24 protein-coding genes are annotated in these 25584 nt (G+C 34.2%); 17 read left to right on the top strand and 7 right to left on the bottom strand.

Annotation, left to right across the window (positions count from 1 at the left end):
- Positions 1 to 289: 289 nt before the first annotated feature.
- The gene (locus PL77_RS13295) at positions 290 to 1255 is read right to left on the bottom strand and encodes a sodium-dependent bicarbonate transport family permease (RefSeq protein WP_044205973.1); all 966 of its coding nucleotides are present in this window, start codon (positions 1253 to 1255) and stop codon (positions 290 to 292) included.
- A gap of 9 nt (positions 1256 to 1264) precedes the next feature.
- Positions 1265 to 1621, bottom strand: a complete 357-nt coding sequence (locus PL77_RS13290; protein ID WP_156152358.1) for a hypothetical protein — start codon at positions 1619 to 1621, stop codon at positions 1265 to 1267.
- A gap of 99 nt (positions 1622 to 1720) precedes the next feature.
- Here PL77_RS13290 and PL77_RS13285 point away from each other — a divergent pair, with 99 nt between their 5' ends.
- From PL77_RS13285 to PL77_RS13240, 10 genes are all read left to right on the top strand, one after another.
- Positions 1721 to 2641, top strand: coding sequence for a LysR substrate-binding domain-containing protein (locus PL77_RS13285; protein WP_044205968.1), 921 nt, complete (start codon positions 1721 to 1723; stop codon positions 2639 to 2641).
- Positions 2642 to 2689: 48 nt separating this feature from the next.
- Positions 2690 to 3229 carry a GNAT family N-acetyltransferase gene (locus PL77_RS13280; protein WP_052444388.1) on the top strand — a complete coding sequence of 180 codons (540 nt, stop codon included), beginning with the start codon at positions 2690 to 2692 and terminating at the stop codon, positions 3227 to 3229.
- A gap of 163 nt (positions 3230 to 3392) precedes the next feature.
- Positions 3393 to 4331, top strand: coding sequence for a manganese-dependent inorganic pyrophosphatase (locus PL77_RS13275; RefSeq protein ID WP_044205965.1), 939 nt, complete (start codon positions 3393 to 3395; stop codon positions 4329 to 4331).
- Positions 4332 to 4387: 56 nt separating this feature from the next.
- Positions 4388 to 5257 (top strand): 23S rRNA (adenine(1618)-N(6))-methyltransferase RlmF, encoded by an 870-nt coding sequence (gene rlmF, locus PL77_RS13270; RefSeq protein WP_044205962.1) that lies wholly within the window; start codon positions 4388 to 4390, stop codon positions 5255 to 5257.
- Positions 5254 to 5565 carry a hypothetical protein gene (locus tag PL77_RS13265; RefSeq protein WP_044205959.1) on the top strand — a complete coding sequence of 104 codons (312 nt, stop codon included), beginning with the start codon at positions 5254 to 5256 and terminating at the stop codon, positions 5563 to 5565. The genes rlmF and PL77_RS13265 overlap by 4 nt, the downstream gene beginning before the upstream one ends.
- Positions 5566 to 5965: 400 nt before the next feature.
- Entirely contained in the window at positions 5966 to 6343 is a 378-nt protein-coding gene (locus PL77_RS13260) for a hypothetical protein (protein ID WP_253273986.1), read from the top strand.
- 15 nt (positions 6344 to 6358) lie between these two features.
- Entirely contained in the window at positions 6359 to 6916 is a 558-nt protein-coding gene (locus PL77_RS13255) for a hypothetical protein (protein WP_044205953.1), read from the top strand.
- A 114-nt stretch (positions 6917 to 7030) separates the two neighbouring features.
- Positions 7031 to 7387, top strand: a complete 357-nt coding sequence (locus PL77_RS30550; RefSeq protein WP_052444387.1) for a hypothetical protein — start codon at positions 7031 to 7033, stop codon at positions 7385 to 7387.
- 241 nt (positions 7388 to 7628) lie between these two features.
- Complete coding sequence (locus PL77_RS13245) at positions 7629 to 8510, top strand: hypothetical protein (RefSeq protein WP_044205950.1); 882 nt, start codon at positions 7629 to 7631, stop codon at positions 8508 to 8510.
- The gene (locus PL77_RS13240) at positions 8511 to 10502 is read left to right on the top strand and encodes a TonB-dependent siderophore receptor (protein WP_082026526.1); all 1992 of its coding nucleotides are present in this window, start codon (positions 8511 to 8513) and stop codon (positions 10500 to 10502) included.
- 228 nt (positions 10503 to 10730) lie between these two features.
- On the opposite strand, the gene PL77_RS13235 is transcribed toward PL77_RS13240, so the two are convergent.
- Positions 10731 to 11006: a hypothetical protein gene (locus PL77_RS13235; RefSeq protein WP_156152357.1), complete on the bottom strand. Its 276-nt coding sequence runs from the start codon at positions 11004 to 11006 to the stop codon at positions 10731 to 10733.
- 478 nt (positions 11007 to 11484) lie between these two features.
- On the opposite strand from PL77_RS13235, the gene PL77_RS13230 reads away from it, so the two are divergent.
- From PL77_RS13230 to PL77_RS13205, 6 genes are all read left to right on the top strand, one after another.
- A complete protein-coding gene (locus PL77_RS13230) occupies positions 11485 to 12147 on the top strand; it encodes a hypothetical protein (protein ID WP_052444386.1) in 663 nt (220 codons plus the stop codon).
- Between the two features lie 61 nt (positions 12148 to 12208).
- Complete coding sequence (locus PL77_RS13225; protein ID WP_156152356.1) at positions 12209 to 13195, top strand: electron transporter RnfD; 987 nt, start codon at positions 12209 to 12211, stop codon at positions 13193 to 13195.
- Positions 13196 to 13325: 130 nt separating this feature from the next.
- Positions 13326 to 13868 (top strand): heme NO-binding domain-containing protein, encoded by a 543-nt coding sequence (locus PL77_RS13220; protein WP_044205939.1) that lies wholly within the window; start codon positions 13326 to 13328, stop codon positions 13866 to 13868.
- Between the two features lie 3 nt (positions 13869 to 13871).
- Positions 13872 to 17090 (top strand): response regulator, encoded by a 3219-nt coding sequence (locus PL77_RS30545; protein ID WP_052444385.1) that lies wholly within the window; start codon positions 13872 to 13874, stop codon positions 17088 to 17090.
- A gap of 246 nt (positions 17091 to 17336) precedes the next feature.
- Positions 17337 to 18332 carry a DNA-directed RNA polymerase subunit alpha gene (locus tag PL77_RS13210; RefSeq protein ID WP_044205936.1) on the top strand — a complete coding sequence of 332 codons (996 nt, stop codon included), beginning with the start codon at positions 17337 to 17339 and terminating at the stop codon, positions 18330 to 18332.
- A 69-nt stretch (positions 18333 to 18401) separates the two neighbouring features.
- A complete protein-coding gene (locus PL77_RS13205; RefSeq protein ID WP_044205932.1) occupies positions 18402 to 18815 on the top strand; it encodes a hypothetical protein in 414 nt (137 codons plus the stop codon).
- Positions 18816 to 18911: 96 nt separating this feature from the next.
- Here the strand turns inward: PL77_RS13205 and PL77_RS13200 are convergent, their stop codons facing one another.
- Positions 18912 to 19196, bottom strand: coding sequence for a hypothetical protein (locus tag PL77_RS13200; RefSeq protein WP_044205929.1), 285 nt, complete (start codon positions 19194 to 19196; stop codon positions 18912 to 18914).
- A 234-nt stretch (positions 19197 to 19430) separates the two neighbouring features.
- Between PL77_RS13200 and PL77_RS13195 the strand changes: the two genes are divergently transcribed.
- Positions 19431 to 20027, top strand: coding sequence for an SRPBCC family protein (locus PL77_RS13195; protein ID WP_044205926.1), 597 nt, complete (start codon positions 19431 to 19433; stop codon positions 20025 to 20027).
- A gap of 156 nt (positions 20028 to 20183) precedes the next feature.
- Here PL77_RS13195 and PL77_RS13190 read toward each other — a convergent pair whose 3' ends face one another.
- The 3 genes from PL77_RS13190 to PL77_RS13180 form a co-directional block, all read right to left on the bottom strand.
- Positions 20184 to 23399, bottom strand: coding sequence for a TonB-dependent receptor domain-containing protein (locus PL77_RS13190; protein WP_044205923.1), 3216 nt, complete (start codon positions 23397 to 23399; stop codon positions 20184 to 20186).
- Positions 23400 to 23737: 338 nt separating this feature from the next.
- A complete protein-coding gene (locus tag PL77_RS13185) occupies positions 23738 to 24607 on the bottom strand; it encodes a 3'(2'),5'-bisphosphate nucleotidase CysQ (RefSeq protein WP_044205922.1) in 870 nt (289 codons plus the stop codon).
- A gap of 1 nt (position 24608) precedes the next feature.
- The gene (locus PL77_RS13180) at positions 24609 to 25577 is read right to left on the bottom strand and encodes an oxidoreductase family protein (protein WP_044205919.1); all 969 of its coding nucleotides are present in this window, start codon (positions 25575 to 25577) and stop codon (positions 24609 to 24611) included.
- Positions 25578 to 25584 lie beyond the last annotated feature (7 nt).

The raw sequence follows: 25584 nt of genomic DNA, 5'->3' as shown, positions 1-25584 counted from the left end.
GTTTTTGTGTTAAGACAAAAATGAAGAAGGAGGAAGCTTGAAAGTAGAGCCTATGAATGTTTCTAGGAAGGTCGATTGAAAGTTGACGATAATTTAGTTTACAATACCTTTGGTTGTTATCATAAATTGATAGCTATTGTACTTTTACTAAACATAATTAAATATATGCTAATTGTATTGCTTTATAAAAAACACCCCACTGATAGTATCAGTGAGGTGAGTGGCGCGTTAATGCTTCTTCATGCTAAATTGAGTTAACGTACTTTGACTACTGAACCTGATATATTTTTTACATTATTATTAAGGTGTAATAGAAAGGTATACCGAGTATGACATTGATTGGGAACGTGATCCCCAATGCCATAGGGAGGTATAAGCTAGGATTCGCATCTGGTACAATCTGTTTCATAGCCGCAGGTACTGCAATGTACGAAGCACTTGCACCTAGGATGGCAAATAGAAGTTGGTTACCTGGATTGTCAGTAATTTGTTGACTTATGAATAGGGCGATTAAGCCATTTACAAAAGGCATCAGTGAGGAGAAAAGGAAGGGTGAAAGTCCTTTACTCACTAAGAGTGATAGCTGCTTGCCACTTGTGATTCCCATATCGAGCAGGAAGATGGCCAAGAAACCTTTGAATATATCGGTAGTAAAAGGCTTGATTCCTTCGGCATGCTCTGCTGATACGGTAAATCCTATAATTAAGCTACCAAAAATTAGAATGACACTTCCATTGGTGACCGAATGCCATAGGAGTTTTGAAATACCTGATTTATCGTTACTTTTCTTGTCTTTTTTATAATAGTTGATGAGCATCACACCCATGACTATTGCCGGTGCTTCCATAATGGCCATTACGGCAATCATATGACCATTAAAACTGATCGCTTCAAATTCTAAGAAGGAAGTAGCGGTGACAAAAGTTACAGCACTTACAGAACCATAAGATGCAGCAATAGCTCCTGCGTTAGCAACACTCATTTTCCGTTTCAATATCAAAAATGAAGAGACAGGGATTGTGATCGCTAAAAATAACCCTAAAAAGATGCTTGATAAAATTTCTAGATTCATACCACTATGAGAGAGTTCTTGTCCTCCTTTAAAACCTATGGAAAGTAATAGGTAGATAGAAATAAATTTAGAACTGTTCTCTGGGATTTCAAGATCGCTTTTTATTTGTACTGCGATGACTCCTAAGACGAAAAAGAGAAGTGCGGGGTTTGTTACGTTTTCTATAAGTACTTGGATGTCCATGTTTGTTTTTTAATCAGAGATTTTGACAGTGTAGATTTTCTCGTAGGTTAGTTTCTTACCCAAAGACTCTGCTTTCAATAAGAAGCTATGTAGTGTAGCATACGAAAGCTTACCTTTTTGAAATTCAACTTCGTTGGATCCTACAAGATGTTTCTCAAGTTCGTGATCCTCGCCTTTTTCATCTAAGGTGTCTTGGAATATTGCCAAGAGTTTAGAGCTTTCAAGAGGCTCTAAGTTACTCCGTACAGCAGGAGATTCTTGCGTCATTGAAGACTTGATGTGAATTGTCAGTTCATCGTTTGACGGTTGTGAAGTCAGGTCTAGCGTACCTTGTTCTTGCAATTCTTCAGTTGTGTTACTTGTCATTTGTATCATAGTGTTTTCTGTATTTGTTGACACAAACCTACATATTTATATTCATAAGTTTTTATTTAATATATTTATGAAAAATATAAGTTATAATTTATGAATTTCACTCTACATCAACTAAAAGTGCTACTTAAAATCGCTGAACATCAAAGTATTACAAAGGCTTCAGAGGAGCTGTATTTGACTCAGCCAGCGGTGTCATTGCAACTAAAAAAATTACAAGATCAGTTTGAATTACCACTAACAGAAGTAATCGGAAGACAATTATATATTACAGATTTTGGTAAAGAAATAGTAGAAAGAAGCAAAAGAATTTTAGAAGAAGCAGACGGTATAAAATATACTGTACAGCAATATAAAGGGGTTATTTCCGGAAGAATCAAGATTTCAGTGGTGTCTACAGGGAAGTATGTAATTCCGTATTATTTGAAAGATTTCATGGATGAATATCCAAGTATTGATATTAAAATTGATGTTTCGAATAAAGGAAAAGTGATAGAAAGTCTGGCCAATAATGAATGTGATTTTTCCCTAGTATCCGTATTACCACCTGATTTGAGAGTAAACAAAGTAGAGCTTATTGAGAACAAACTCTACCTTATAGGAAGTAGTTCAAGTAGGGAAAAAATAAAGAAGCCAAAAGACTTAGAAAAGGTGACTTTATTGTTTAGAGAAAAAGGTTCGGCAACAAGAAATGCCATGAAAGAGTATCTAAAAAGTCACGATGTGAATGTAAAAAAGTCTATGGAATTGGTTTCAAATGAAGCCATAAAACAAGCAATTAATGCTGGAATAGGCTTCTCAATTGTACCTCTCATCGGTTCTAAACTATTATTGGAAAGTGAAAGCGTGAAGTTTTACGACCTCAAAGGTCTTCCAATGACCACGAAGTGGCATTTCATCTATAATAAAGGCAAAAAGTTAACGCCTGCTCATCAGGTCTTTCTAGATTATATTGAGGAACACAAAGACGAAATTGGCCGAAAATATTTTTCATGGGCACTAAAAGACATTTAGGTTTAGTAAATTTGGTAAATGCTATTAATAAACTAAACCTTCAGTAAAATGATTTCGATTCACGAATTTATCGAAAAAGAGCTTGAATCTTTTGTAGAATATCTGACACTACATCTGTCAGAAAATGGAAAAAATGGTGAAGTCTTATTTCAACCTATTTCCAAAAATCATGGTATCAATGCTGCACAACTCAGAGATAAATTTCAACTAGGATTGATCCGTAATTACGGAGAACCTGGCTGGAGGAAGCTTTGGTTGGCTAAAAATAAGGCAGGAGAAATTATAGGTCATATTGATATACGTTCCTATCCTGATCAAAATTCTTCCCATAGAGTGTTATTGGGTATGGGGGTAGATCGTAAGTATAGAGGAATTGGCATCGGACTTCAACTCTTGGAGTTTGTAATTAATTATTGTGATGAAGAAGAAAGAATCTCTTGGTTAGATTTGCAAGTCATGACGAATAATCAAAAAGCAATCAACCTCTATTCTAAAAAGGGATTTATGGAAGTAGGCAAAATCGATGATATGTTTAGAATCGATGATGTCTCTTTTGGATCAACTTCAATGACATTAAATGTGAGTTGAATTTCCCCAAATAGGAGAAGGTCTATAAATGGAGAGTTGACTTTAAATTCTTACTAAAAACATTCCTTATCAAAAAAACATTTAGAATAGTTTGATACCTTATTTTCAACCTTTATTTTAGCGTGTTCAAAAAATTAACATCAACAAAATTTTAAAAAAGATAATGAGCGTTCAACTATCTTTTCCAAGTAATGCTTTATTTGTAGGGCACAAAAACCCTGATACAGATTGTACATGTTCTGCTATTGCTGCAGCAAATCTTTGGGGTGGTACTCCAATTGTACAAGGAGAATTAAACCCTGAAACTGAATTTGTACTCAAGCAATTTAACGTTGAAAAACCAGCTTTTGAAGACAATTTTGCAGGAAAAGATGTTGTTATTGTAGACCACAATCAAACAACTCAATCGGCTGCTTCTGTTGTTGAGGCTAATATTTTATCAATTATTGATCACCACGCTGTTCAAGATAACTTCTTTTTCCAAAAAGGACCTATTCATATCGACATGCGTACAGTGGCATCTTGTTGTACAATCATCGCTGATTACTATGTGGATATGAACGTTGAGATTACAGCTCAAATGGCAGGTGTAATGTTAGGTGGTATTTTATCTGATACTTTAGGATTAACAGTTCCTCATACAACTGATATTGATAAAGAAGTAGCGGCTAAATTAGCAAAGATTGCGGGTGTTGAAGATATCGAAGCTTTTGCTCAAGAAATGTTGATTGCAAAGTCTGATTTATCAAAATATACTGCTGCTGAAATCTTAAACTTAGATTACAAGGATTTCATCTTCGGTGATATCAAGATCGGTTTTGGTGTTTGTGAAAGTTTATTGATCGACAAAGTGATTGCAAAGCATGATGAGATTTCTGCAGCAATGCAAGAGAACAAAAAGAATGGTTACGAAGCGATTTTCTTTGCTTATGTTGATTTAACGACAAATAACTCTGTAATTATCGGTGCTGATGATGCTGATTTTGCAGTGTTAGAAAAAGCTTATGGCGTTTCTAAAGGTGATTTAGGTGTGAGCTTAGAAGGTAAAATCTCTCGTAAGAATGATTTTATCCCTCCAGTTTCTGCTTATTTCAACAACTAATATATTAGACAAAGGGTGGTGTGATATCTTATCGCACCACCTTTCTTTTTTCCTTTATGCACAAAAATAATTTACATAAAAACGTTTATTCTTTTCCCAAATTAATCACTGCTTACCCACCTCTTTCTAATTTTCTTATTAAGAATAAAGTAGGTGACGATACCATTAATTTTGCGGATGCCACTGCGGTGATAGCTTTAAACAAAGCTTTGCTAAAGGCTTATTACAATGTAAATTATTGGGATTTACCCAAAGGGTATTTGTGTCCTCCAGTACCTGGTAGAGCCGATTATATTCTGGGAGTAAAGGATTTACTCTTAGAAAATACAAATCTAAAAGATCAACAAATCAAAGGATTAGATATTGGGACAGGTGCTAATATTATTTACCCTCTTATAGGAAAAAGCCTTTTCGGTTGGGATTTTGTGGGCTCTGATATTGAGGAATTATCCATAGAAAATGCGGTCAATATTCTTAAGAAAAATAAGATTAGCCCCAAAAAAATAGCAATCCGAAGACAAAATTCATCGACAGCTATTTTTCGCGGTATCATCAGGGAAAATGAAAGGTTTGCGTTTAGTATGTGTAATCCACCTTTCCATAAAAGCTTCGAAGATGCCCAAAAAGGAAGTAGAAGGAAAGCCAAAAACCTTACAGGAAAAAGCGAGGTAAAGCTTAATTTTGGCGGAAAAAGTAATGAACTTTGGTGTGATGGAGGAGAGTATCAATTTATCAAATCCATGATCAGTGAAAGTGTAAATTATCAACAAAATGTTGTGTGGTTTACGACTCTAGTTTCAAAGCAGGAGAATGTAGTCCCATTATTAAAACAATTAAAAAAGATCAAGCCTCATGCTCACAAGGTAATCGATATGGGGCAGGGACAGAAAAAAAGTAGATTTATCGCTTGGACATTTATGAAATGATGACAAAAGAAGAATTAAAAAAATACCTCTTAGAAGAACAACTAAGAAATATCTCAAATGCTTTATTAAACATGTACACACGTACCAAGGCATTTTATTTTCAAGTAACCACAACCTTAACTGTGTCAGAAGACGGGAGGTATGAAGTGTCTACTCCTGACAATTTTCCAGTCTTTACCCCTAAAGGACAAGGTTTTTTAGAAGAAGGAGGTGACTATTTGAGAGGTGAATTGAAGTTGAGAAATTTGGAAGAGGAAGATTCATCACAAATGGCCAAGGACTTAATTCAAACTACATTTGAAGATTAGATTTACTTTGTTAGCTTCATAATTAACGATGCTGCAGAAGTAATCTATATGCGAATGGAATTTCCTTCATTGAGACATAACAAAAATGAATTAATGCGGAAGTTTAAAATTGATATGAATAACAGATGTTTGTTTGAGTACATCATAAAATAATGTATATTGTTATCCGCGATAATATAATGAATATTACTACTCTAATTGTAAACTAGTTGCCTTTTATAAAGCCAACTTTTTTTACTAAATCTAACTAACTCTATATAACATGTCTTTTTTTTCTACTCAATCCAATTTAAGTTCTAAAGATATTGTTCATTTCGTCTCACAAAATATTCATCTAAAAAAGTGTGTTAGAACTTTATACAAGGAAAATTACACATTAGTTGAAGTTATGGTACTAAAAATGTACGGTACTAAACTTGATGCAGAAGATGTTTTTAGATATGCCCTTTCAAAAGTTATATGGTTAATCCAGGAAGGAATAATCGATGATGAGATTGAATTGAGAACGTATATCTACACATTGTCTAGAAAACTTTGGGTAAATACCTTAAAGAAAAAAAACAATTATACATATTACACGTCAGATTCTTACCATGAAAACTTTAATGCTCAATTGTTAGAAAACCTCCCCTTCAATGAGGATGATTTATACCTTCATCGGGAGTTTTCTGAAACATACAAAAATTGTAAACCCCTTGAAAAAAGAGTACTGATAGATAGGCTATTTCAGTATTGGAAATCCAAAACCTCTTCCAGCCTTCCTAAAATGAGTGTTTAATTTTTTTTCCTATTTATGGATATAAATGAAGTAAAAGATAGGGTTAAAATAGAACAAAATAGAGAAGTAATTGATACTGTTCAAAAACAATTACTGAGAGAAAGACTCGTCAAACTTCTATTTTCTATTCTAACTAAATCTATTGCAATTTTTTTACTATTAATCTTTTTTTATTTCACAAATACCCTACAGATTGATCAGTTTATCTCCGATGGAGTTAACAAAGCTTACATTGACCTGGAGAGAGTAGACAAATCAAGGTTAATTACATTTTCTTTAGAAGGTGTAGCATCTGATTTGAAAGAAGGCAATTATAGTGGTGCTAGTAAAATATTAGATGAATTACCCTCTTCACACCATAAAGATTGGTTTGTTTTATTAACCTATTTAGGTTTGAATGATTTTAATACAGCTGAAAAATATCTTACCAAAATTCATAGTCAAACAGATCACATTTATCATAATGAAATCGATTATGAATTTTGTCTTAAGTATCATGTTATACAAGTAAGAAGCTTCTATGATCAAGACAATAATCATTATTTGGGAAAATCGTATACGATTAAAAAGTGACTATTGTCATATTTTTGTGTGAATAGGTTTGTTTTTAATCCCTTCAAATGATAGTTTTGCAGGGAATCAAAAAATGATGTATTGAAAACAGAACGCTTACATATTGTCTTAAACATGATCTGTGCAGGAGTAATCCTATTCAATGCATTTTCTGTATCCTTGCTGAAATTAGATCTCGAAATGCAACGAGATTTTATTGAAGAAGTATTTTGTATCAACAAGGATAAACCCGAAATGTCTTGTCACGGACAATGTTTTATCAACAAAGAACTCAAGAAAGAGTCTGATAAACAACAAGAAACTTCTGAGACAATGCATAAAGATGTTGTACTGGATTTACCGGTAGACCAACAATTTTGTCTCTATGAAGAAATCAATTTTGTTGAACAGACCACATCTGTTTTCGCTAATACTAAGCGAATGAAGCCCCTCAATGATGTCGGTCAACTATTTCGCCCTCCTATAGTTTAGTTTATCTTTTGAAAGGATAACCTCATTTTTTTGTGCTTTTCTCTTAGCACATGGGTTGTTACACCTTTACCTTTTTGGAGAATTACTCCTATTCTTAATTTTTATGTTTGAAGTCAAAACACCTTTAAAAGTAAATTTTGTCTTTCAGACAATCTTAGATAAACTTTTTTTAAGCATCACATTTTGAGTTTTAGATAAAAACTGAAAAGAGTGGTTGTGCTTATGTCTAAACTATAACAAAATGAAAAATATTTTTTTAGCACTATTTTTATCAATTGTTTTATTCGCTTGTAATGAAGATAATTCTTCAATTGAACCTGAGCAGCCTATTTTAGAATACGCAATTGCATCAGAAAAAGATGAAGCTAATACTTATACTTTAACGCTCCGTTCTAGCAAAGCGAGCTTGCATGAAGGAGTGAACAATGTAGCTTTTGTCACTGAAGGAGATACTTTGCCAGAAGGTGGTGAATGGAAAATCCTTCCGAAAATGCATATGCAAATGGAAGGAATGTCGCATATGCATTCTACACCATTTTTAGGTTTTGATGAGGCTGATAATCATGCATCAGGAATTGGACAAATTCTATTCTTAATGCCAACTGTAGAGATGGGATCATGGACTTTAGAAGTAAGTTACCTTGTGGAAGATGAATCAATTGCAGATTGGACTTTTGATATCCAAGTAGATGCAATTGAATTTTTAGCTCAAGATCCCACTTTTAAGACGGTAGTAAGAGTACCGATGGGCGATAGTGATGAAACGTTAATTATGGGATATAATTTCACTGCCGGTGAGCCAGCTATGGGTAGAAATGAATATGAAGTTTTAGCGTTTAAGAGAATGCCAGCGATGGACCACGGGCATGGTGATGGTCACGCTCACCTAGAAACTTATATGCCATTAAACGATTTAACCATCAAGTCTACACCATTTATGCCAGACCCTTCGATGAATCATGGATCACCAAATAATACTGACCCTAGTTTTGTATCAGAAGGAAAATATGTAGGTATTGCTAACTTCACAATGACAGGTGGGTGGCAAATTAAAATGAATGTTTCTGAAGGAGAAAACACTTACTTGACAGAAGAAGGGCAATCTTTTTACACTGAATTCTAGATGAAAAGATATTTATCAATTAGCATACATACTTTTTTAGTTTGTATGCTAATCCCATTTTATACTACTGCTCAAGAAAAAAAGCTGACCACTTACCATTTGAGTGAAGTGACCATTAGTCATGACACCATTCCTTCTGAAAATTATCTACTCTCAGTAGATGATTATATGAATCAGAGGAACGATTTACAGGTGGTTAAAAGAGGAGGTTTTGCTTTTGAGCCCATTGTCGAAGGTTTTACGGACGGTCAAATTGCCGTTTCAATAGATGGTATGCGTGTCTTTGGTGCTTGCACTGATAAAATGGACCCTGCAACGTCATACCTTGAACCCGTTAATTTAAAAAAACTTTCTGTCCTCAAAGAAAATGAGTCACAGATGTACGGTACAGCATTGGGGGGTACGGTGATGGCAGAAATGAGATATCCTGATTTCAGTAAGCCTTTGGAAGTGGGTGTTCAGACGGCATATAGTAGTAATTCAAATGGTTTTGATGGTAATCTATACGTAGAGAAAACGATTTCTGATCAATGGGGAATCCGTTATTCAGGAGCATACAGAAAACATGATAGTTATACGGATGGAAATAATGAGTTAGTGAGGTATACACAGTATGAAAAAATGAATCATACCTTAACCTCAACTTATAAATTATCTTCAGCTGAAAAGCTAACTGCTTTACTAATGTATGACCATGGGATGGACATTGGCTATCCGGCATTGAACATGGATGTGAGTTCAGCGAAGGCATTGATGGGTAATATCGGCTATACTAAACATTACGATCAAGGGTTTATTAATCATTTGGAAGCCAAGGTATATTACAACGATATCAAGCATGTGATGGATGATTCCAAAAGGGAAAATGTAGCCATTCGAATGGATATGCCTGGTTCAAGCCAAACATTGGGCGCTTGGGTTTCAGTAAACAGGAAAACGAACAATCATACGTTGACACTAAAAGGAGATTTTTACAGTAATCATCTTTTCGCAGATATGACGATGTATTCTCCTTCAGGAGGGGTAAATATGTACATGCTAACATGGGGCGATATCCGAAGAAATTCTTTTGCTACCAATTTTCAAGATGAATGGAAATTAGATCCAAGGCTTACATTATTGACAAACGTGAGATTGGAGTGGGCTTCAACAAATCTTCAAAATGAGTTAGCGAGAAAGCAATTAGAAACCATGAATTATTTCATTGATGGTCCTAGAAGTGATCTATCCGGCTCTTTCTCTGCGTTGTTTAAGTATGAATTAAATTCCTCAATTGAATCAAAGTTTGGCGTTTCTTATACATCAAGAATGCCTTCTGCAAGTGAACTTTATGGTTTTTACCTCTTCAATGCCAATGACCGGTTTGATTATCTTGGTACCCCTGATTTAAAGAATGAAAAAGTAACTTCATTTGACTTTACATTGAGGTATCATAAAGAGAATTGGCAAATAGGTGCTAGAGGAAGAGCAAGCTTTATTGAAGATTATATTGTGGGTGTTGTTGATGAAAATTATGATTCAATGACAAGTGGAGCCTTAGGAGTAAAAACATATCAAAATGTAGAAGGTGCAACGAGCACACACTTTGAAGTTTTTGCGGGTGTAGCATTTTCTAAACAGTTGAATTATAACTTAAACTTAGTGCATGAAAATGGGTACATCGATGCTTTACATTCGCCGATGCCTTATCAAAGACCTTTGACAATAAAGAATAAATTAAGTTATCAATTACAGAAGTTAACCTCTTCTTTTTATTACGAATATAGTATTGGAATGCAGTCACCAAGTGCAGCTTTAGGGGAACAAAAAACAGACCCTTACCACTTAGTGAATGTAGATTTCTCTTATCCTGTTAAACTTAAAAACAATCGTCTCTACTTGGAATTAGGAATACATAACCTCCTTAACTCTTATTATATTGATCCTTTCTCTTGGAATGGAATACCCAATAGCGGGAGAAATATCAAAACGAGTATTCGATTTATCATATAATGATGAAAATAATCGAGTAGAAAGACATGAAAAAAGGGATGCAATTTTGTGCATCCCTTTAGTATTTATAACAATCGAAGATTGCGTCGATAGCTTATTATCTCTTGTTAATTGAAACAGTGGGTTTACGTCTATAAACCTATAAATGTAGTATTAGTAATATTAAAGTTTCTCTTGTAGTTAATGATTAGAAAATGTGTCAAGTATAAATTAAAAGTATATATATAATTATCTATTGATAGCTTTACAATGAATTACCTTACCAGTTTTTCTATTAAAAGTGAAATGTAAATCAGCATCTCGATTGATCTTCATTAATACATTTACTTCTTCACATGAATAATCCAAACCCGTTATTTCAGCAGTTTCGATGCTAGATTCGAGCTCGCAGAAATAAGTTTCTGTAGTAAGATAATACAGATATGTTTTTTTGTTTTCTTCATGAATCCCCACCCATTCTTGCAATACATCTTTTGCTTGAGTAGCATCTAATTCATAGTGCATTATATTCTCGATTTTTATAAACCATTCATCGCTAGCGATGGTATTGGAAGAGCAAAAAAAGAAAAACAAAAATACGAAATTGAATACTGAAACTTTCATAAGAATTATTGTAAGGTCTAATGATTGTTGTACCTAGATAACACCGACTGTTAAAGAATAATTCTACGTTGTAATGTTTTTTAGATTTTGAGCTAATAAAACATGAATTTTATGTAACCTATCTTTATAATGCATTGTTTTCATTAGAATAGTACAATAAATAAGGGTTTCATATGATGTAACTCTATAACTATTATTTTACGATTTAAGTTAGAAAACCTTTCTTTTTGGTGGGAATGGTACATGCTTTTAATCTCTTGAAATCGAATTTATCATAACATAATCAGCAACTTACCTTTGCTTGAATATCATTTTAAGTTTGAAATCTATATTTTGAATAGCAACTTCTTATTTTTACTGTAAATAAAAAGAGGTAAATATGCCACAAAGAACAATTCCCATAGATAAGATAGCATTACTGTTAGAAAAGTTTCCTGATTATGATAAGAAGGTAGATGATAAACAAAACCTACATTTATCATCGGATCCTTATTATGCATTAAGACTTCCATGGCATTGGGGCAAAGATTTAAAGACTGTTGAATCTGTGTATGTGATTTGTATTATACAAACAGAGAGTGCTTCAGTTGCATTAGTTAAAAATGGTTTGATTGTAGATCATAAAACATTCTCTACGTATGCAGTAAGAAAAAAGCAAGGTAAAAGTCAAATTAAATATTTAAAGACAAGAGGAAAATCAAAAGCGGGTTCAAGAGTAAGGTTGGCGAATACGTTGAACTTTTTTGAGCATATAAATGAGAGACTAGAAACATATTTTAAAGAAAATACTATTGAGAGAATTGCTTTTAGTTGTTCTAAAATTTTACTGCCGTATTTATTTACATCAAAAGTAAAATGCCCTTTTGAGAAAAAAGATGAAAGGATTTATAAGATCCCTAAGCATATTCCAAATGCCAATTTTGAAGACTTACAACAAATTCATAAATCATTGTCTAAAGCTGAATTGTTTTTTAATGAAGAAGACCTTGAAGTGACAAATCAACTTTTAGCAGGTGTTTTTAGCAAGGATGAAAATGTATAAACTATTTATATTATTACTTGGCATAGCCACAATAAGTTGTGCTCAAACATACAGTAACAGAATGATAGAACAATTAACTTTAGAGGGTAGAGTCGGGATAGGTTCAAATAGTATTGAAATGTATTGGCCTGGTACTTCAGTATCTTTTCATCTAGAGGGGAAGTACTTAGACCTTCAGCTAAGTGATAATATAGGAGAAAGTGAGTATGCTTTGATTGTTGATGGAGAAGAACAAACCTTGATCATTCGACCATCTATTCAAAAATCAACGATTAGAGTTTGGGAAAGTGATCACATTGAAAAACATACTTTTACAATATACAGGAGGAATGATTTTTCAAAAGGAACAACAACACTCTATGGAGTTGAAACTGACGGTATACTTCAAAAAACACCCCCTAAGAAAAAATGGATTGAGTTTTATGGTAATTCAATTACGGTTGGTTACGCGAATGAAGATTCAACTGGTTCGGATAATCCTTTGTATACAAATAATTTTAAAGCATTTTCAGCATTAACCGCACAACATTTTGATGCAGAAATATCATGTATAGCAAAATCAGGTATCGGCATAACAGTAAGTTGGTTTGATTTGGTAATGCCTGAACTATACGATCGATTAGACCCTAATGACTCTACTTCAAAATGGGATTTTAATCAGAAAACACCTGACTTATTAGTGGTTAATTTATTGCAAAATGATAAGTGGTTGTATTTATACAGTGATAATGAAAATTACAGAAAGAGGATAGGTAATATTGCTCCCGATAAAGAATTTATTATTGATAATTATACTTCCTTTTTAAATAGCATAATAGCAAAGTACCCTTCCACAGATATTATATGTACGTTGGGTTGTATGGATATTGTGAAAAAAGATTCTCCTTGGCCTAGTTATGTGCAAGAGGCAATTCTGAGAATGGATAATCCACAAGTTCATTTTTTAAGGATGCCTTATCTCGCAAAAGCGGTTCACCCAAGTGTTAAAATGCATCAAGAAATGGCAAAGACTTTGATTCAATTTGTGGAGAAAAATAATCTACTTTAGCGTAGGACAAAAGTTAGATAATAAGAAGATTTTAAAAAGATATTTATAGATTATATCGCAGTAACTTTTTTTGAACGATTTATTTTTTTACTTTCTACATATATTTATAATCCTTAAACTTAGCACACTAATGTACGGTATCGTAAACAAAGCCATCGAAGGTTTAGTAACTACTAATTTCGGAGAAGAAAAATGGGAAACTATACTTGAAGAAAGTGGCGTAGATCATGATGTATTTTCAGGTAATGAAATATATGACGACAAAATAACATTTGATTTAGCTATAGCAGCCTCGAAAGTGTTAGATATGTCATTGAGCGATGTATTGATCGCATTTGGTAAATATTGGGTATTAATCACTGCAAAAAAGCACTATGGTTCATTAATGGATACAGGTGGTCAGACATTAAGAGAGTTTTTTACAAACCTACCGAATTTTCATAGTAGAGTTATGTTGCTCTACCCTAATATTAAGCCCCCTGAATTTGATATTGAAGATATAAGTGAAAATGAGTTGAAACTTAAGTATTTTTCTAGGCGAGAAGGGCTAACTGATTTTGTACATGGTCTAATATTAGGCCTAGGGGAGGCTTTCGATATTACAGTTGAAACTCACCTAATTCAAGGTAGAAAAGATGGTTTACCGTACGATGAATTTTTAGTTAAGTGGTAGTTCATGGATATCAAAGTAGGGAAAGCAGATTTAGATATTAATTTAATATCTCCATTTTATTTTATTGTCGATAAAGACTTAAAAATTATATCAATAGGGAAAAGTTTAGATAAACTCTTCCCTAATTCTGTGGACAAAAGTTTAGAAAGTGTACTGAAGATGGCAAGACCATGGAGTATTAAAATGGAGTTTGACGCTATTTGTACACAATTAAAAAAAGTTTTTGTTTTTCAAAACAGGGAACGAGAACTAGTACTGAGAGGTCAAGTTATTTTATTGGAAGAGGAAAGTCAACTGATTTTTTTAGGATCTCCTTGGATGAATACCACAGATGAGTTGGTGAAACACAAACTTGCCCTTACTGATTTTGCATTAAACGACCCTACACCTGATGCGATTCAATTACTGAAAATGAACGAAATCAACTTGAATGAGTTGAAAGAGATGACCGTCCGTTTAAAGGCACAGAAGACGGACATTCAAAAGAAAGAAACACTTTATAGAGGTCTTGTCGAAAATGCTTCAGAGATGATCAGCCGTTGTGATTTAGAAGGTAAATTACTCTATGTAAACCCTGCTTCTATGAAAATCACGGGATATTCTGAAGAAGAACTCAATGGGAAGGTGTTTTTTAATCTAATTTCTTCAGATCAGCGAGCTGATATCACAAAAAAGTTTAGAAGGCAGCTGGTGGAGAAGATTGATAAAGATGTTTATGAATTTAGTATAGTTAGTAAAACAGGTAAGAAAGTTTGGCTACTTCAGACAGTGATTGCCATTCAAGACGCAGATGGGGAAATACAAGGGTATACTTCTGTTGGTGTGGACATTTCACTTCGTAAAGAAATGGAAGAAACACTTGAGAATGCTCGTCAGAAAGCACTTGAATCTGCAAGAATCAAAGAGCGATTTATCGCAAACACTTCCCATGAATTAAGAACGCCAATGAATGCGATTATTGGTCTTTCTAACTTATTGATAAAAACACCTTTACTTCCTAAGCAAACAGAATTTATTGAGGCGATAAGAACGTCTGCAGAAAACCTTCTTGTAGTAATCAATGATGTATTAGATATCTCTAAAATTGAATCAGAAAAACTTGAAATTGAGTTTATCGATTTTGATTTAAAAGAGAAAATAAGCCTTTTTGTCAAATCATTGTCTATTAGAGCAACAGAAAAGAATATTATTTTAAAACATGTTTGGGACGATGATGTGCATCCCACTATTCTTGGAGACCCTTACCGACTTAATCAAGTATTGACAAATCTGGTAAGTAACGCTATTAAGTTTACAACCAAAGGGGAAGTTCGCCTGGAAGTGATATTAGATAAAGTAGAAGAGGACAAACAGTTTGTCTGTTTTAAGGTAATTGATACTGGAGAAGGGATTCCAAAAGAGAAACACCAATCCATTTTTGATGGTTTTTCTCAAGCTGATGCCTCTGTTACCCGTAAATTTGGAGGTACTGGCTTAGGTTTAACAATTAGTAGAAGCCTAGTGGAATTGATGGGAGGTACTATCAAAGTAGAAAGTGAAGTGGGCGTAGGCTCTACTTTTACAGTCAATATACCATTTGAAATGTGTGATGATGTTGAGATTGACAAGTCTGCATTAGATGTTCCTGAGGAAGTAGATTGGAGTGAATTTAAAGTATTAGTGGTTGAGGATAATCAATTCAATCAATTATTGGCTGAAAACATATTGAATCAGTGGAAGTTACAGATTGAAATGGTGAACAATGGTGAGGAAGCTATTGAAATACTAAAAACACATACTTTTGATATTATTCTGATGGATATACAAATGCCTGTTATGGATGGTATTGAAGCGACGAATTATATTAGAAATACACTACAAATTGGAACTCCTATTATCGCTTTAACAGCCAATGCCATGAAGGATGATTTGGCTTACTATGAGCAAATTGGGATGAATTCTTGTGTGACGAAGCCTTTCCAGCAAGATGATCTTCAAAATGAATTGTACAAACTGCTGATTAATAAAGATGTAGTAGATGAACATGAGGTGAATTTATCACCATGGAAAGGGAAGAAAATTTTAGTGGTGGAGGACAATGAGTTCAATCAGTTATTAGTGACTTCTATCTTGACAGAATGGGGTTTAGAGGTGCATAAATCCGATGATGGATACCAAGCATTAGAAGAGATTGAGAAAATTGATTTTGACCTTATTTTGATGGATATAAAAATGCCGAAAATGGATGGCATTGAAACGACCAAAATAATTAGGAAAAACCAAGAAAAAACAATTCCTATCATTGCTTTTTCAGCACATTTGACTGAAGAAATAGAAAAGACCTTTTTAGAGGTTGGGATGAATGGCTGTATCCCTAAGCCATTTAAAGTAGGACAACTCAAGAAAATTATACATGATGTATTTTCACTCAACAATGAGGATGAAAATATCATCCAAAAACCAAAAGAAGGATGGCAGGGCAAGAAAGTATTGGTTGTAGAAGATAACATGTTCAACCAGCTTCTTGTTGTCAATATCTTAGAAGGTTGGGGTATGGAAATCGTTACAGCCGAAAATGGAAAAGAAGCAATAGAAAAATTCGAAAACCATACATTTGATATTGTATTAATGGATATTCAAATGCCGGTAATGGATGGTATAGAGGCCACCAAATTGATTCGACAGAAGTATGATGAGGATTTACCAATCATTGCTTTAACGGCCAATTCTGGAGCTGATGATCAAAAACTCTATCGAATGAGTGGTATGAATGCTTGCGTAGCGAAGCCGTTTGATCTTGATGAGTTTGAAATGACGATCAAGAAATTTCTTACTCATGATAAATTGATAGCAAAAGAAACAGAGCCAGAACCACTCGAAAACTCACCCAAAAAAGTACTGATAGTAGAGGATAATCCATTTAATATATTACTATTGAGAGGGATTTTGGAGCAATGGAACCTTGAAATCGATGAAGCAGAGAATGGTAAAATTGCAGTAGAATTAGTAAAGGTCAATAATTACGACTTGATACTAATGGACATTCAAATGCCTGAAATGGATGGGGTAGAAGCGACTGAAATAATCCGCAATGATCTGAATATACATAAACCAATTATTGCCATAACAGCCAACTCACAACCTGACCTTGTAAAAAAATATTTTAAGGCAGGAATGAACGGTTGTATTCCTAAACCTTATGGTCAGGAAGAATTGCAAAAATCTATTATGAAATACCTTTAAGGCCTTGAAGAAGGTCGTCTTTTTCACTGCAAAGCCAAATAAATTTAAAGATTCAACATTATTCTGAAAAAAGGTAAGGAAAAAGCTTTTTTTTGTACTCGCTATTTTAGTAATTTGTGGGCTAATTGAGAATTGACTATAATCATTTTCTTAATTAGGCTTTTTCACTTCATCTAAAAGTGAAAAAAATAGTTCGTTTAGAATTAGTTTTGAACAGGAATATAATTTCAAAGTAGAAAAATAAATATGTCAGTACTATCTTTCCAAAAGCCAGATAAAGTAGTAATGGAGAAGACCGATAATGATAATAAAGGTCTTTTTGAGTTTAAACCATTAGAAAGAGGTTTCGGAGCAACGATTGGAAACTCTTTCAGAAGAGTACTACTTTCATCTCTTGAAGGATATGCGATTACGGGCGTTAAGTTCCCAAATGTCGTACAAGAATCATCTAAGATTAGTGGTATTATCGAAGAAGTTGCTGAAGTTGTACTTAACCTTAAGCAAGTACGTTTCAAGCGTTTCGCAGAGGAACCATCTCAAAAAATCAGCATTGATTTTAGCGGTAAAAACCAGTTTACTGCAGGTGATATTGCACAATATACGGAGGACTTTACCATCTTGAATCCAGATTTAGTGATCTGTAACCTTGAGAACGCAAGCCTTAAGATGGAATTAACTATCCAAAGTGGTAGAGGTTATGTTGAAGCTAAAGAGCAAAAACTTCCTGAGTCTACTGAAGGTGTTGGTGTTATTGCTATCGATGCGGTATTCACTCCAATCAAAAACGTAGAGTACCATGTGGAGAACACTCGTGTGGAGCAACGTACTGACTATGAGAAATTAACAATCACTATTGAAACTGATGGTTCTATTGACCCTCAAGAAGCTTTACAAGGTGGTGCTAATATCTTAATCCAACACTATGCTCAAATCACAGACAAGGATATCACTTTTGAAATCCACAAGAGAGAAAGCGAAGTGGAATTGGATCCAGCAGAAATCAAGAGACGTGCTATTCTTGAGACTTCTATTGCTGATCTTGAATTATCAGTTCGTGCTTACAACAGTTTAAAAGCTGGTGAGGTGAAAACACTTGGTGATTTAGTATCTTTAGAAATCCGTGATTTGATGAAATTCAGAAACTTCGGTAAGAAAACACTTACAGAATTAGAAGAATTATTATCAGAAAGAGATTTAACTTTCGGTATGGATGTTTCTAAATACCGTTTAGGTGAGAAATAAGAAATAATCTTATTATAATATATGAAGCTGATGAGTGCATAACTTGTCAGCTTTTTTTATTTTTAAAGGATGAAGAAAATAAGGATTTATAATATTCCACCTTTTGTGGAGAAAATTGTATTAAGTATAAGTTTTTTATTGGTTGCAATTGGGAGTTTTTCTGACAACTTTGGAATCTCTGAATTTCTTGAAAATACTTTTATAATAGGAGGCTTTGTAATATTGTTAGTATACCAAAGTAGGGTTTGGTGGTTCAAGGATTATGTGGAGTGGAATACGAAGCAGATTTTTTTAAAACTTGGGAATAATAAAGGTCTAAAACTTAGGTTTAATACGCTCAATTCTTGTATTCTCCAGAAAGATACACTTTTGATTAAATTGAAGAATGGAGAGACCATATCAATTGCAATCAAAGAGTACAACAGAAAAGAAGTACAAGAGCTACAATTGTTATTAATGGAGAACATCATCGACAAACTATAGTGTCCATATTAATGTACAGTATTGATGAAATAAATAAACCCTCAGAAGGAATTAAAGAACTTCTGAGGGTTTGCTGTTTCATTTCAATACGTAGTACTATGAATGATGTTGAGGAACTTCATCTTTACCCCAGTAATACCAAAGAATTCCAGCGAAAATACCTACAATTCCTATTGTGTGGCTTAATCTGAAGCCATTGAGTTGCATGGTATAGAAAAACCAGAATGTATCACTAATTAGAGGTGTGAAAAATGAGAATACTGCAACGAGTAAGCCCTTTATCTTATAAGCTTGATGCACAAAAAAGAGGTGATAAGCCAATGCTAAAAAGGGAAATACACCAATAATGAAATTTAGTATGTAATCTTTTATGCTTTTCATGACGTACAAATATTAGGTTTATATAAATATGATTAATATTAAACTAAATGTCAATTTATTTCTCTTAATGATTGGTAAACAGAGAGTTGAAGTGGTGGTACTACATTGTTAAGCTTTTTTGATTAACGGTTTGGGTTATTTGACCAACTGTTTAGGCCAAATTGCCAACTGTATTTTTTAAGATAAATTGATATTTGTATTAGGAAATTGAATTAATCTAAAAACATCAAAATCATGAAGAAGAAATATCTATTATTTATCACATCGATTATTATTCTTACTGGTCTGACTTCATTTATTTTTACGAGACAGCGCACAAATAAAATTACAATTAGACAATATATTCCTGCAAGGGTAGATAAAGTATGGGCAGTTGTCGGAGAAGATTTTGGAGGAATAGCCAAAACGAACCCAAACATTGTAAGTTCTTCTTTGATCAATGGTACTGAAAAATCAGGTGAAGGAGCAGAAAGAGTATGTAATTTTAACCACGAAGGGACATCATATATTCATGAAAAGCAAGTTGATTTTCAACCAGACGATTACTCTTTTAGAGTGAAAGTATTTCATGTTCATGGTACACCATTAAAAGAAAATGAATCCTTTGCAGAATATAAGTTGATCCCAAAGGATGCGAATACATGTGAGCTCATTTTTTCATTTCAATATGAAACAACACCTTTCTTCTTGGGAGATGTAATGAGGCCATTTATGAAAGATGATTTGAAAGACTACTTAGTGGGTATTCAGCATTATGTGCTTACGGGCGAAAATGTGAACCATAAAAACATTGAGCATTTAAAACAAAAATACGATGTAAGTAGTTTATAACATAAACATATAAAGATTGAACAGTAGTATTTATTCATTATCAAATCAAAACCCCATATGTAGTGCATATGGGGTTTTTTAATTCTGATTTTCTAATTCTAATATTTATTTAATGAATTACTCAACATTTTTTTGTGGTGAGTAATTCATTAGATTTTAGTTAAAGATATATCTTAAACCAATTTGCATTCTCCATCTAGAATCTAATGAAGTATTGTTTACAAAGGATGTATTACCACCAGAGAACTGATAGGTAGGCAAGTTAGCATCGCCTGAATCATAGCCAATGAAGTCGATAAATCTATCATTTGCCACATTTTGACGAACACCCCAAGATGAGCTAATCAAGTTACCTAGGTTCTGAATATCAAATGAGACTTGAAGGGTGTTTTTCTTTCCACCTGCCATGATATTAAAATCTTGAAGGATCTTCATGTCAATTTGAGTATACCAAGGAGAAATACCACCATTTCTTTCGGCGTATTGACCTTTACGACTACTCAGGTAATCATCTTGATTAATATAAGCTTCTAATTCTGTCCATTGTTGTTCTGCCGACTTCACTACATTTCCATTACCATCAACAATATTGACTAATTTGATTTCAGAAGCATCTGCAGGGATATAAATAAGGTCGTTACCAACGATTCCATCTCTATTCATATCACCAGCATACGTATATGAGAATCTATTGCCTTGGGCAGCCTCCATAAAGAAAGCAATTGAAGTTCCGAAGTTCTTCTTACGTCCATAATTAATAGCGTAGGCTAATGAACCAATGATTCTATGTTTTAAGCCAAATTGAGAAAATGCTAAACCAGGTGTATTAGGATTACCGACCACTGCATTTCTTTGGTAAGCATCTGCTGCAATCTCCCCAGGGTTAGACGTTACATCTTTCGCCTCAGAGAAAGTATAGGCGGCCATTAATGAAAGACCTGATTTGAATTGTTTTTTCAGTTGAGCAGTAAGGCTATATTGATAACCTTGATCAGTGTTATCCAACATGATCATACCAGCATCTAAGAATGAACTTTCTGGGCCACTCACCTCATTATCCCATAAAGGCTTGATACGAGGACCTGAAGTAGGATAGATTTCTCTGTTATCAGCACCTGTAGCTCTTTCACGGTTGGTCACCATATTATAATTGACGTGTTGAACAGCGTGCATATCTTTTGTATATATCGCTTCAAAAGTACCAATAATACCACCAGGTAATTCATGGTCAATAGCAAAGTTTGTTCTCCAGACTTGTGGGAATCTGAAGTCTTCAGTGGTTCCGTTGATTTGGAAAGTATAGAAGGGGTCAAATTGTGAATTGGCGGCTTGGTTGGAAATCCATACAAATGGAATACGACCCGTGAAAAGGCCAGTACCACCTCTCAATTGTGTAGTGTTTTCGCCATTTACATTATAATTGAAACCTACTCTTGGTGACCACATTGGTTTATTTGATGGAAGTTGAGTGACATCTACTCTAGCCGCTTGGTCATCTTGGTCTCTCCATCCTTCAAAATCAGCGATTTGTTGGTTGGGTTGAACATCAGTCAGATAAATTGGCATGTCCATTCTCAAGCCATATGTCAATGTAAAGTTGTCATTGACATTCCATTCATCTTGAGCATACAATGAGAATTGAGCCACATTAACATCAACCGATTTTACAGGGGCAGAAGTTACTGCATCTCTGTAGCCATCATATCCACCGAAGCCACCAAAATACGTATCTAAATCACCTTGTAGAGCTGTCGCATTTGTGTATTCATAACCACCAAAGAATGGATAACCATAGCGTTGTAAGTTGAAGGCATTTTTGAAACCAAAGTATTCAAAATTAGTACCTAAAGTGATCGTGTGATTATTCTTGTAGATGGTAAAGTTATCTGTAAATTGGAAGACATTTTGATCTAATTTGTTTTCTACAGAGAACTGTTCAGAGCCAAATGAAGCATAGGTTGTACCCCCTTTTGTGAGGTCAACCATTGGGAAAGGCATTGCATTGGGTAATGTTCTTTCGTCTTTGAAAGCTGTAAAACCAATTTGTACTTTATTTGAATATTGATTACCAAAACGGCTATTTAATTCTGCCATAAATGAATCAAAATTGTTGTGGATTCTATAACCAGCATTTTGATATTGCATAGTATTTACAGAAGGTACACGAGAAGATGGGGCAATGGCAATCGGGTGAGGTAAGTTATCTCTCCACGAAGTCATATGGTTGTAACGGAATGAGAAGGTGTGTGACTCATTAATATTCCAATCAATTTTAGCCAAAAACTTATCATTGTAAGTGTCGAGGTTATAGTCTTGGAAGGGACCAGTTTCATAACCATACTGATCTCTAAGCATGTTACTTACATCTACCAAATCTTGTTCTAATACTCTAGAAACACCACTTATTTTGCCATCTAAGGCATCTTGTGCTTCTTGTTCAGATTTTGCTGCTCTATAAGTTGTCGCAGGATCAGATCTTCTTGTGAACTCCGCATTCGCAAAGAAGAATAATTTATTCTTTAAAATGGGACCTCCAATACTAAAACCACTTTGGTTGTATGAAAGGTCTGGATTAGTAATCTCATTTCCATCTACTTTGTCACCAATCATACTGTTGTTTCTAAAGTAGGTATATGCAGTACCTTTAAACTCGTTAGTACCCGATTTTGTCACTGCATTAACGCCAGCACCTGTAAAACCACTTTGACGAACATCATATGGAGCTAAAGAAACTTGAACTTGCTCAATTGCATCTAATGATACAGGTTGAGAATTTGTTTGTCCACCTGGAGTTGCAGCATCTAGACCAAATGAGTTGTTGAAGATAGACCCATCCAATGAAAAGTTATTGTAAAGGTTGTTTCTACCACCGAAACTGTTTCCATCAGATTGAGGTGTCAAACGAGTAAAATCTTGAGCTGATCTACTGATTGTAGGCATCACTCTAAGTGTAGTTTCGTTGATGTTTGTCATGGCACCCGTTGCTTCAGAGTTAGCAAGGCCTTGTGTTGCAGTAATTTCGATTTCCTCTAAAGTTTCTGCTTCCGGCTTTAAAACCACATCGAGTCTAAAGGTTTTACCCAATGATAACTGAACATCGTTGTAAACGGTGGGTGCATAGCCTACGTACGAAACGGTAACTTTGTATGGGCCACCCACACGCATATCAGGGATAAAGTAGCGACCATCAGCACGAGTTGTTACTCCGTAGTTTGTACCAGATGGTGTATGTAAAGCTTGAATTGTAGCACCAATGAGTGTTTCACCATTGTCGTCAGAGATTAAACCTCCAATAGAAGATGTTGTGGTTTGTGCAAGTAAAGTTGTACTACTGAAAAGTACAGCAAATAGTAGATTTAAAAAAGCTTTCATTTTAAGAATAAAGAAAAAAGAAGTTAAAATTGTTGGGTCGAAATTAAACGTTCACACTGTTATAAACTAGGGTTGAAAACTGTACACTTGAATGGTGTTTTTACGAAAGTTGTAATTTTAGGTCATATAATTATTAAAATAATAATAACGTGAAGTGTCGTGTGTAATGTTATTGTTAACGAGTGTTTTTTATTTAATGAATATAAATTCAGCACTTCAATTTTATTTATGATAAATTAACAAAATAAAAAAGTGTAATTTTAACATTATCAGGGGTTTGTAAATAGTGATTAGTGTTGTTATTGGGTGAGAGTAGAAGACGCTCTTAAATTCTATTATTAATGACTAAGTATCTCATGAAGAAGAATAATATCATTCATTAGTGTGGGGTCATTCGTATAAATGATTCCTTCTTGATTGAAATAAGAAGAAGCTTTGTTCATATTCAGTTGCATCCCTTTAATGTCAGAAGAAAATAGTTTTTTACGATCGAATAAAGCACTTGAAGCGGCAAAGTCCCAGAGACTTCCACCTCCTTTTGTTTTCTTCGGTAATTTGAAGTAGGCCGCTCTACTATTGGATTCCAATACCCAAATAGCGTTCATACAGGCACCTCCATGTGCTACAATCGTTGGTTTTGGATAATTGAGTTTTTCAAAGTAGCCTAATACTGTATCAAAATTTTTGTGCTTTAGGAATCCTTTGTCAAATACAAAGGTGAGCTCATGATCTCGAATTGGAATCTGAAATGGTTTGTTGTTTTTGTATAGTTTGTTGTCATAGGAATTATAATATAGATTGTCGGTTTTGGGGTTGTAAATAATACCCATTATACTTTTTCCAGCTTTATTGACCAAAGCAATAGAAACAGAAAACCCATCATTACCTTCTATATAGGATAAGGTGCCATCCATAGGGTCAATGCACCAGAAAAAATCTTTTTTTAATCTACTTTCATTGTCCTGGCTTTCTTCAGTAAGCAAACCAAGATCGTATTTTAAGATCGTTGGGGTAAGTATTTCTAAAATTTTCTCTTGGCTTTGAAAATCAACTTCTGTTACTACTTGAGTTGCGTAACTTTGAAATTCATCTTTTTTCTTTACTTTCAGAGCTTTTCTGTCAAAATTAAGAATTAGCTTTCCTGCTTCTATTGCCGCTTCAATACCTTTTTGAAGAAGTAAATTGTAAGTTTTTTCTGAGAGTCCCATTTTATTGCAGTTGTTGAATTACGGATTGGGATAATTTTTCGCTGTATGAGTTGATTTTCCAATGTCCGGGGCTCCAACCTTTAAGAAAACGGTGAAAGTCGGTCCAAGCCACTTTGAATAAACCTTTCCATTCCTTTATGACTTCAGATGCATCAAGTTCAGGATGGTAGAGAGTTATTCCCTCTTTTAAATTTGAAAAGTAGATGTCTAGAAAATCTGCCTCGTACTTTTCACACTCTTCTTCAGACATACAACTTCCAATAAAGTAAATTAGATCCTTCATTCCAACTCCTCCTCCAATATATTGAAAATCAATGGCTGAAACATTCTCTCCATCTGCGGAAAAACAGAAATTTGCGAGTTTAGCATCACCATGAACGATGGTTTTATATTTCGCTTGATTTAGAGTTTGATCTATTTTTTCGGCTGTATTTTTTAAAGGTAGGTCTTCTAATGCCTCCAATTCATCGGGCCTTGTATCAAGGTGCCAATAGGTGCCAATCTCCCAAAGACCTTCGGTTTGATGATTCAAGAATTTTGCATGAAAATAAGCTAACCATTTTAAGCATGCATTAATCTCCGTCCAACCTACCTGATGTAACCTTTCAGGAAAACCAATTTGATCCAAGTCTTCCATAATGATCAATACATCACCGTTGAACTCATCAAAAGCGAGACATTTAGGAATAGTCATGTTATCATCACATAAATGACTATAGTGCTGATACCAATAGGTCTCCACTTCATAAGACTTTACTTTCCTAAGGTGAGAAAGGTTCGTGTTCCAACCTCTAGGATGATTTTTTTGTGAAGATAGTTGTACATGTTTCACTACAACACTATTCATTTCACAACCTTCTACATTGTACCTTTTAATACTTCCATAGCCACTCCAAAGCTGTTGAATCATTTCCACTTCTTCAATATGTGTAGCATGAATAAGTGCTTTAATTTTTGATAGTAAATCCATAAGGTTG

This window comes from Flammeovirga sp. OC4, assembly GCF_000812565.1.
Taxonomy (GTDB): domain Bacteria; phylum Bacteroidota; class Bacteroidia; order Cytophagales; family Flammeovirgaceae; genus Flammeovirga.
Note: the sequence above shows the minus strand (reverse complement) of the source record. Positions and strands in the feature narration are given on the sequence as shown.

Coding starts and splice junctions, on each gene's coding strand:
- PL77_RS13230 (WP_052444386.1), top strand. CDS start 11,485: ATGCCACAAAGAACAATTCCCATAGATAAGATAGCATTACTGTTAGAA.
- PL77_RS30550 (WP_052444387.1), top strand. CDS start 7,031: ATGATCTGTGCAGGAGTAATCCTATTCAATGCATTTTCTGTATCCTTG.
- PL77_RS13280 (WP_052444388.1), top strand. CDS start 2,690: ATGATTTCGATTCACGAATTTATCGAAAAAGAGCTTGAATCTTTTGTA.
- PL77_RS13235 (WP_156152357.1), bottom strand. CDS start 11,006: ATGCACTATGAATTAGATGCTACTCAAGCAAAAGATGTATTGCAAGAA.
- PL77_RS30545 (WP_052444385.1), top strand. CDS start 13,872: ATGGATATCAAAGTAGGGAAAGCAGATTTAGATATTAATTTAATATCT.
- PL77_RS13245 (WP_044205950.1), top strand. CDS start 7,629: ATGAAAAATATTTTTTTAGCACTATTTTTATCAATTGTTTTATTCGCT.
- PL77_RS13290 (WP_156152358.1), bottom strand. CDS start 1,621: ATGACAAGTAACACAACTGAAGAATTGCAAGAACAAGGTACGCTAGAC.
- PL77_RS13190 (WP_044205923.1), bottom strand. CDS start 23,399: ATGAAAGCTTTTTTAAATCTACTATTTGCTGTACTTTTCAGTAGTACA.
- PL77_RS13195 (WP_044205926.1), top strand. CDS start 19,431: ATGAAGAAGAAATATCTATTATTTATCACATCGATTATTATTCTTACT.
- rlmF (WP_044205962.1), top strand. CDS start 4,388: ATGCACAAAAATAATTTACATAAAAACGTTTATTCTTTTCCCAAATTA.
- PL77_RS13240 (WP_082026526.1), top strand. CDS start 8,511: ATGAAAAGATATTTATCAATTAGCATACATACTTTTTTAGTTTGTATG.
- PL77_RS13225 (WP_156152356.1), top strand. CDS start 12,209: ATGATAGAACAATTAACTTTAGAGGGTAGAGTCGGGATAGGTTCAAAT.
- PL77_RS13185 (WP_044205922.1), bottom strand. CDS start 24,607: ATGGGACTCTCAGAAAAAACTTACAATTTACTTCTTCAAAAAGGTATT.
- PL77_RS13255 (WP_044205953.1), top strand. CDS start 6,359: ATGGATATAAATGAAGTAAAAGATAGGGTTAAAATAGAACAAAATAGA.
- PL77_RS13200 (WP_044205929.1), bottom strand. CDS start 19,196: ATGAAAAGCATAAAAGATTACATACTAAATTTCATTATTGGTGTATTT.
- PL77_RS13220 (WP_044205939.1), top strand. CDS start 13,326: ATGTACGGTATCGTAAACAAAGCCATCGAAGGTTTAGTAACTACTAAT.
- PL77_RS13260 (WP_253273986.1), top strand. CDS start 5,966: ATGTACGGTACTAAACTTGATGCAGAAGATGTTTTTAGATATGCCCTT.
- PL77_RS13275 (WP_044205965.1), top strand. CDS start 3,393: ATGAGCGTTCAACTATCTTTTCCAAGTAATGCTTTATTTGTAGGGCAC.
- PL77_RS13285 (WP_044205968.1), top strand. CDS start 1,721: ATGAATTTCACTCTACATCAACTAAAAGTGCTACTTAAAATCGCTGAA.
- PL77_RS13265 (WP_044205959.1), top strand. CDS start 5,254: ATGATGACAAAAGAAGAATTAAAAAAATACCTCTTAGAAGAACAACTA.
- PL77_RS13205 (WP_044205932.1), top strand. CDS start 18,402: ATGAAGAAAATAAGGATTTATAATATTCCACCTTTTGTGGAGAAAATT.
- PL77_RS13295 (WP_044205973.1), bottom strand. CDS start 1,255: ATGGACATCCAAGTACTTATAGAAAACGTAACAAACCCCGCACTTCTC.
- PL77_RS13180 (WP_044205919.1), bottom strand. CDS start 25,577: ATGGATTTACTATCAAAAATTAAAGCACTTATTCATGCTACACATATT.
- PL77_RS13210 (WP_044205936.1), top strand. CDS start 17,337: ATGTCAGTACTATCTTTCCAAAAGCCAGATAAAGTAGTAATGGAGAAG.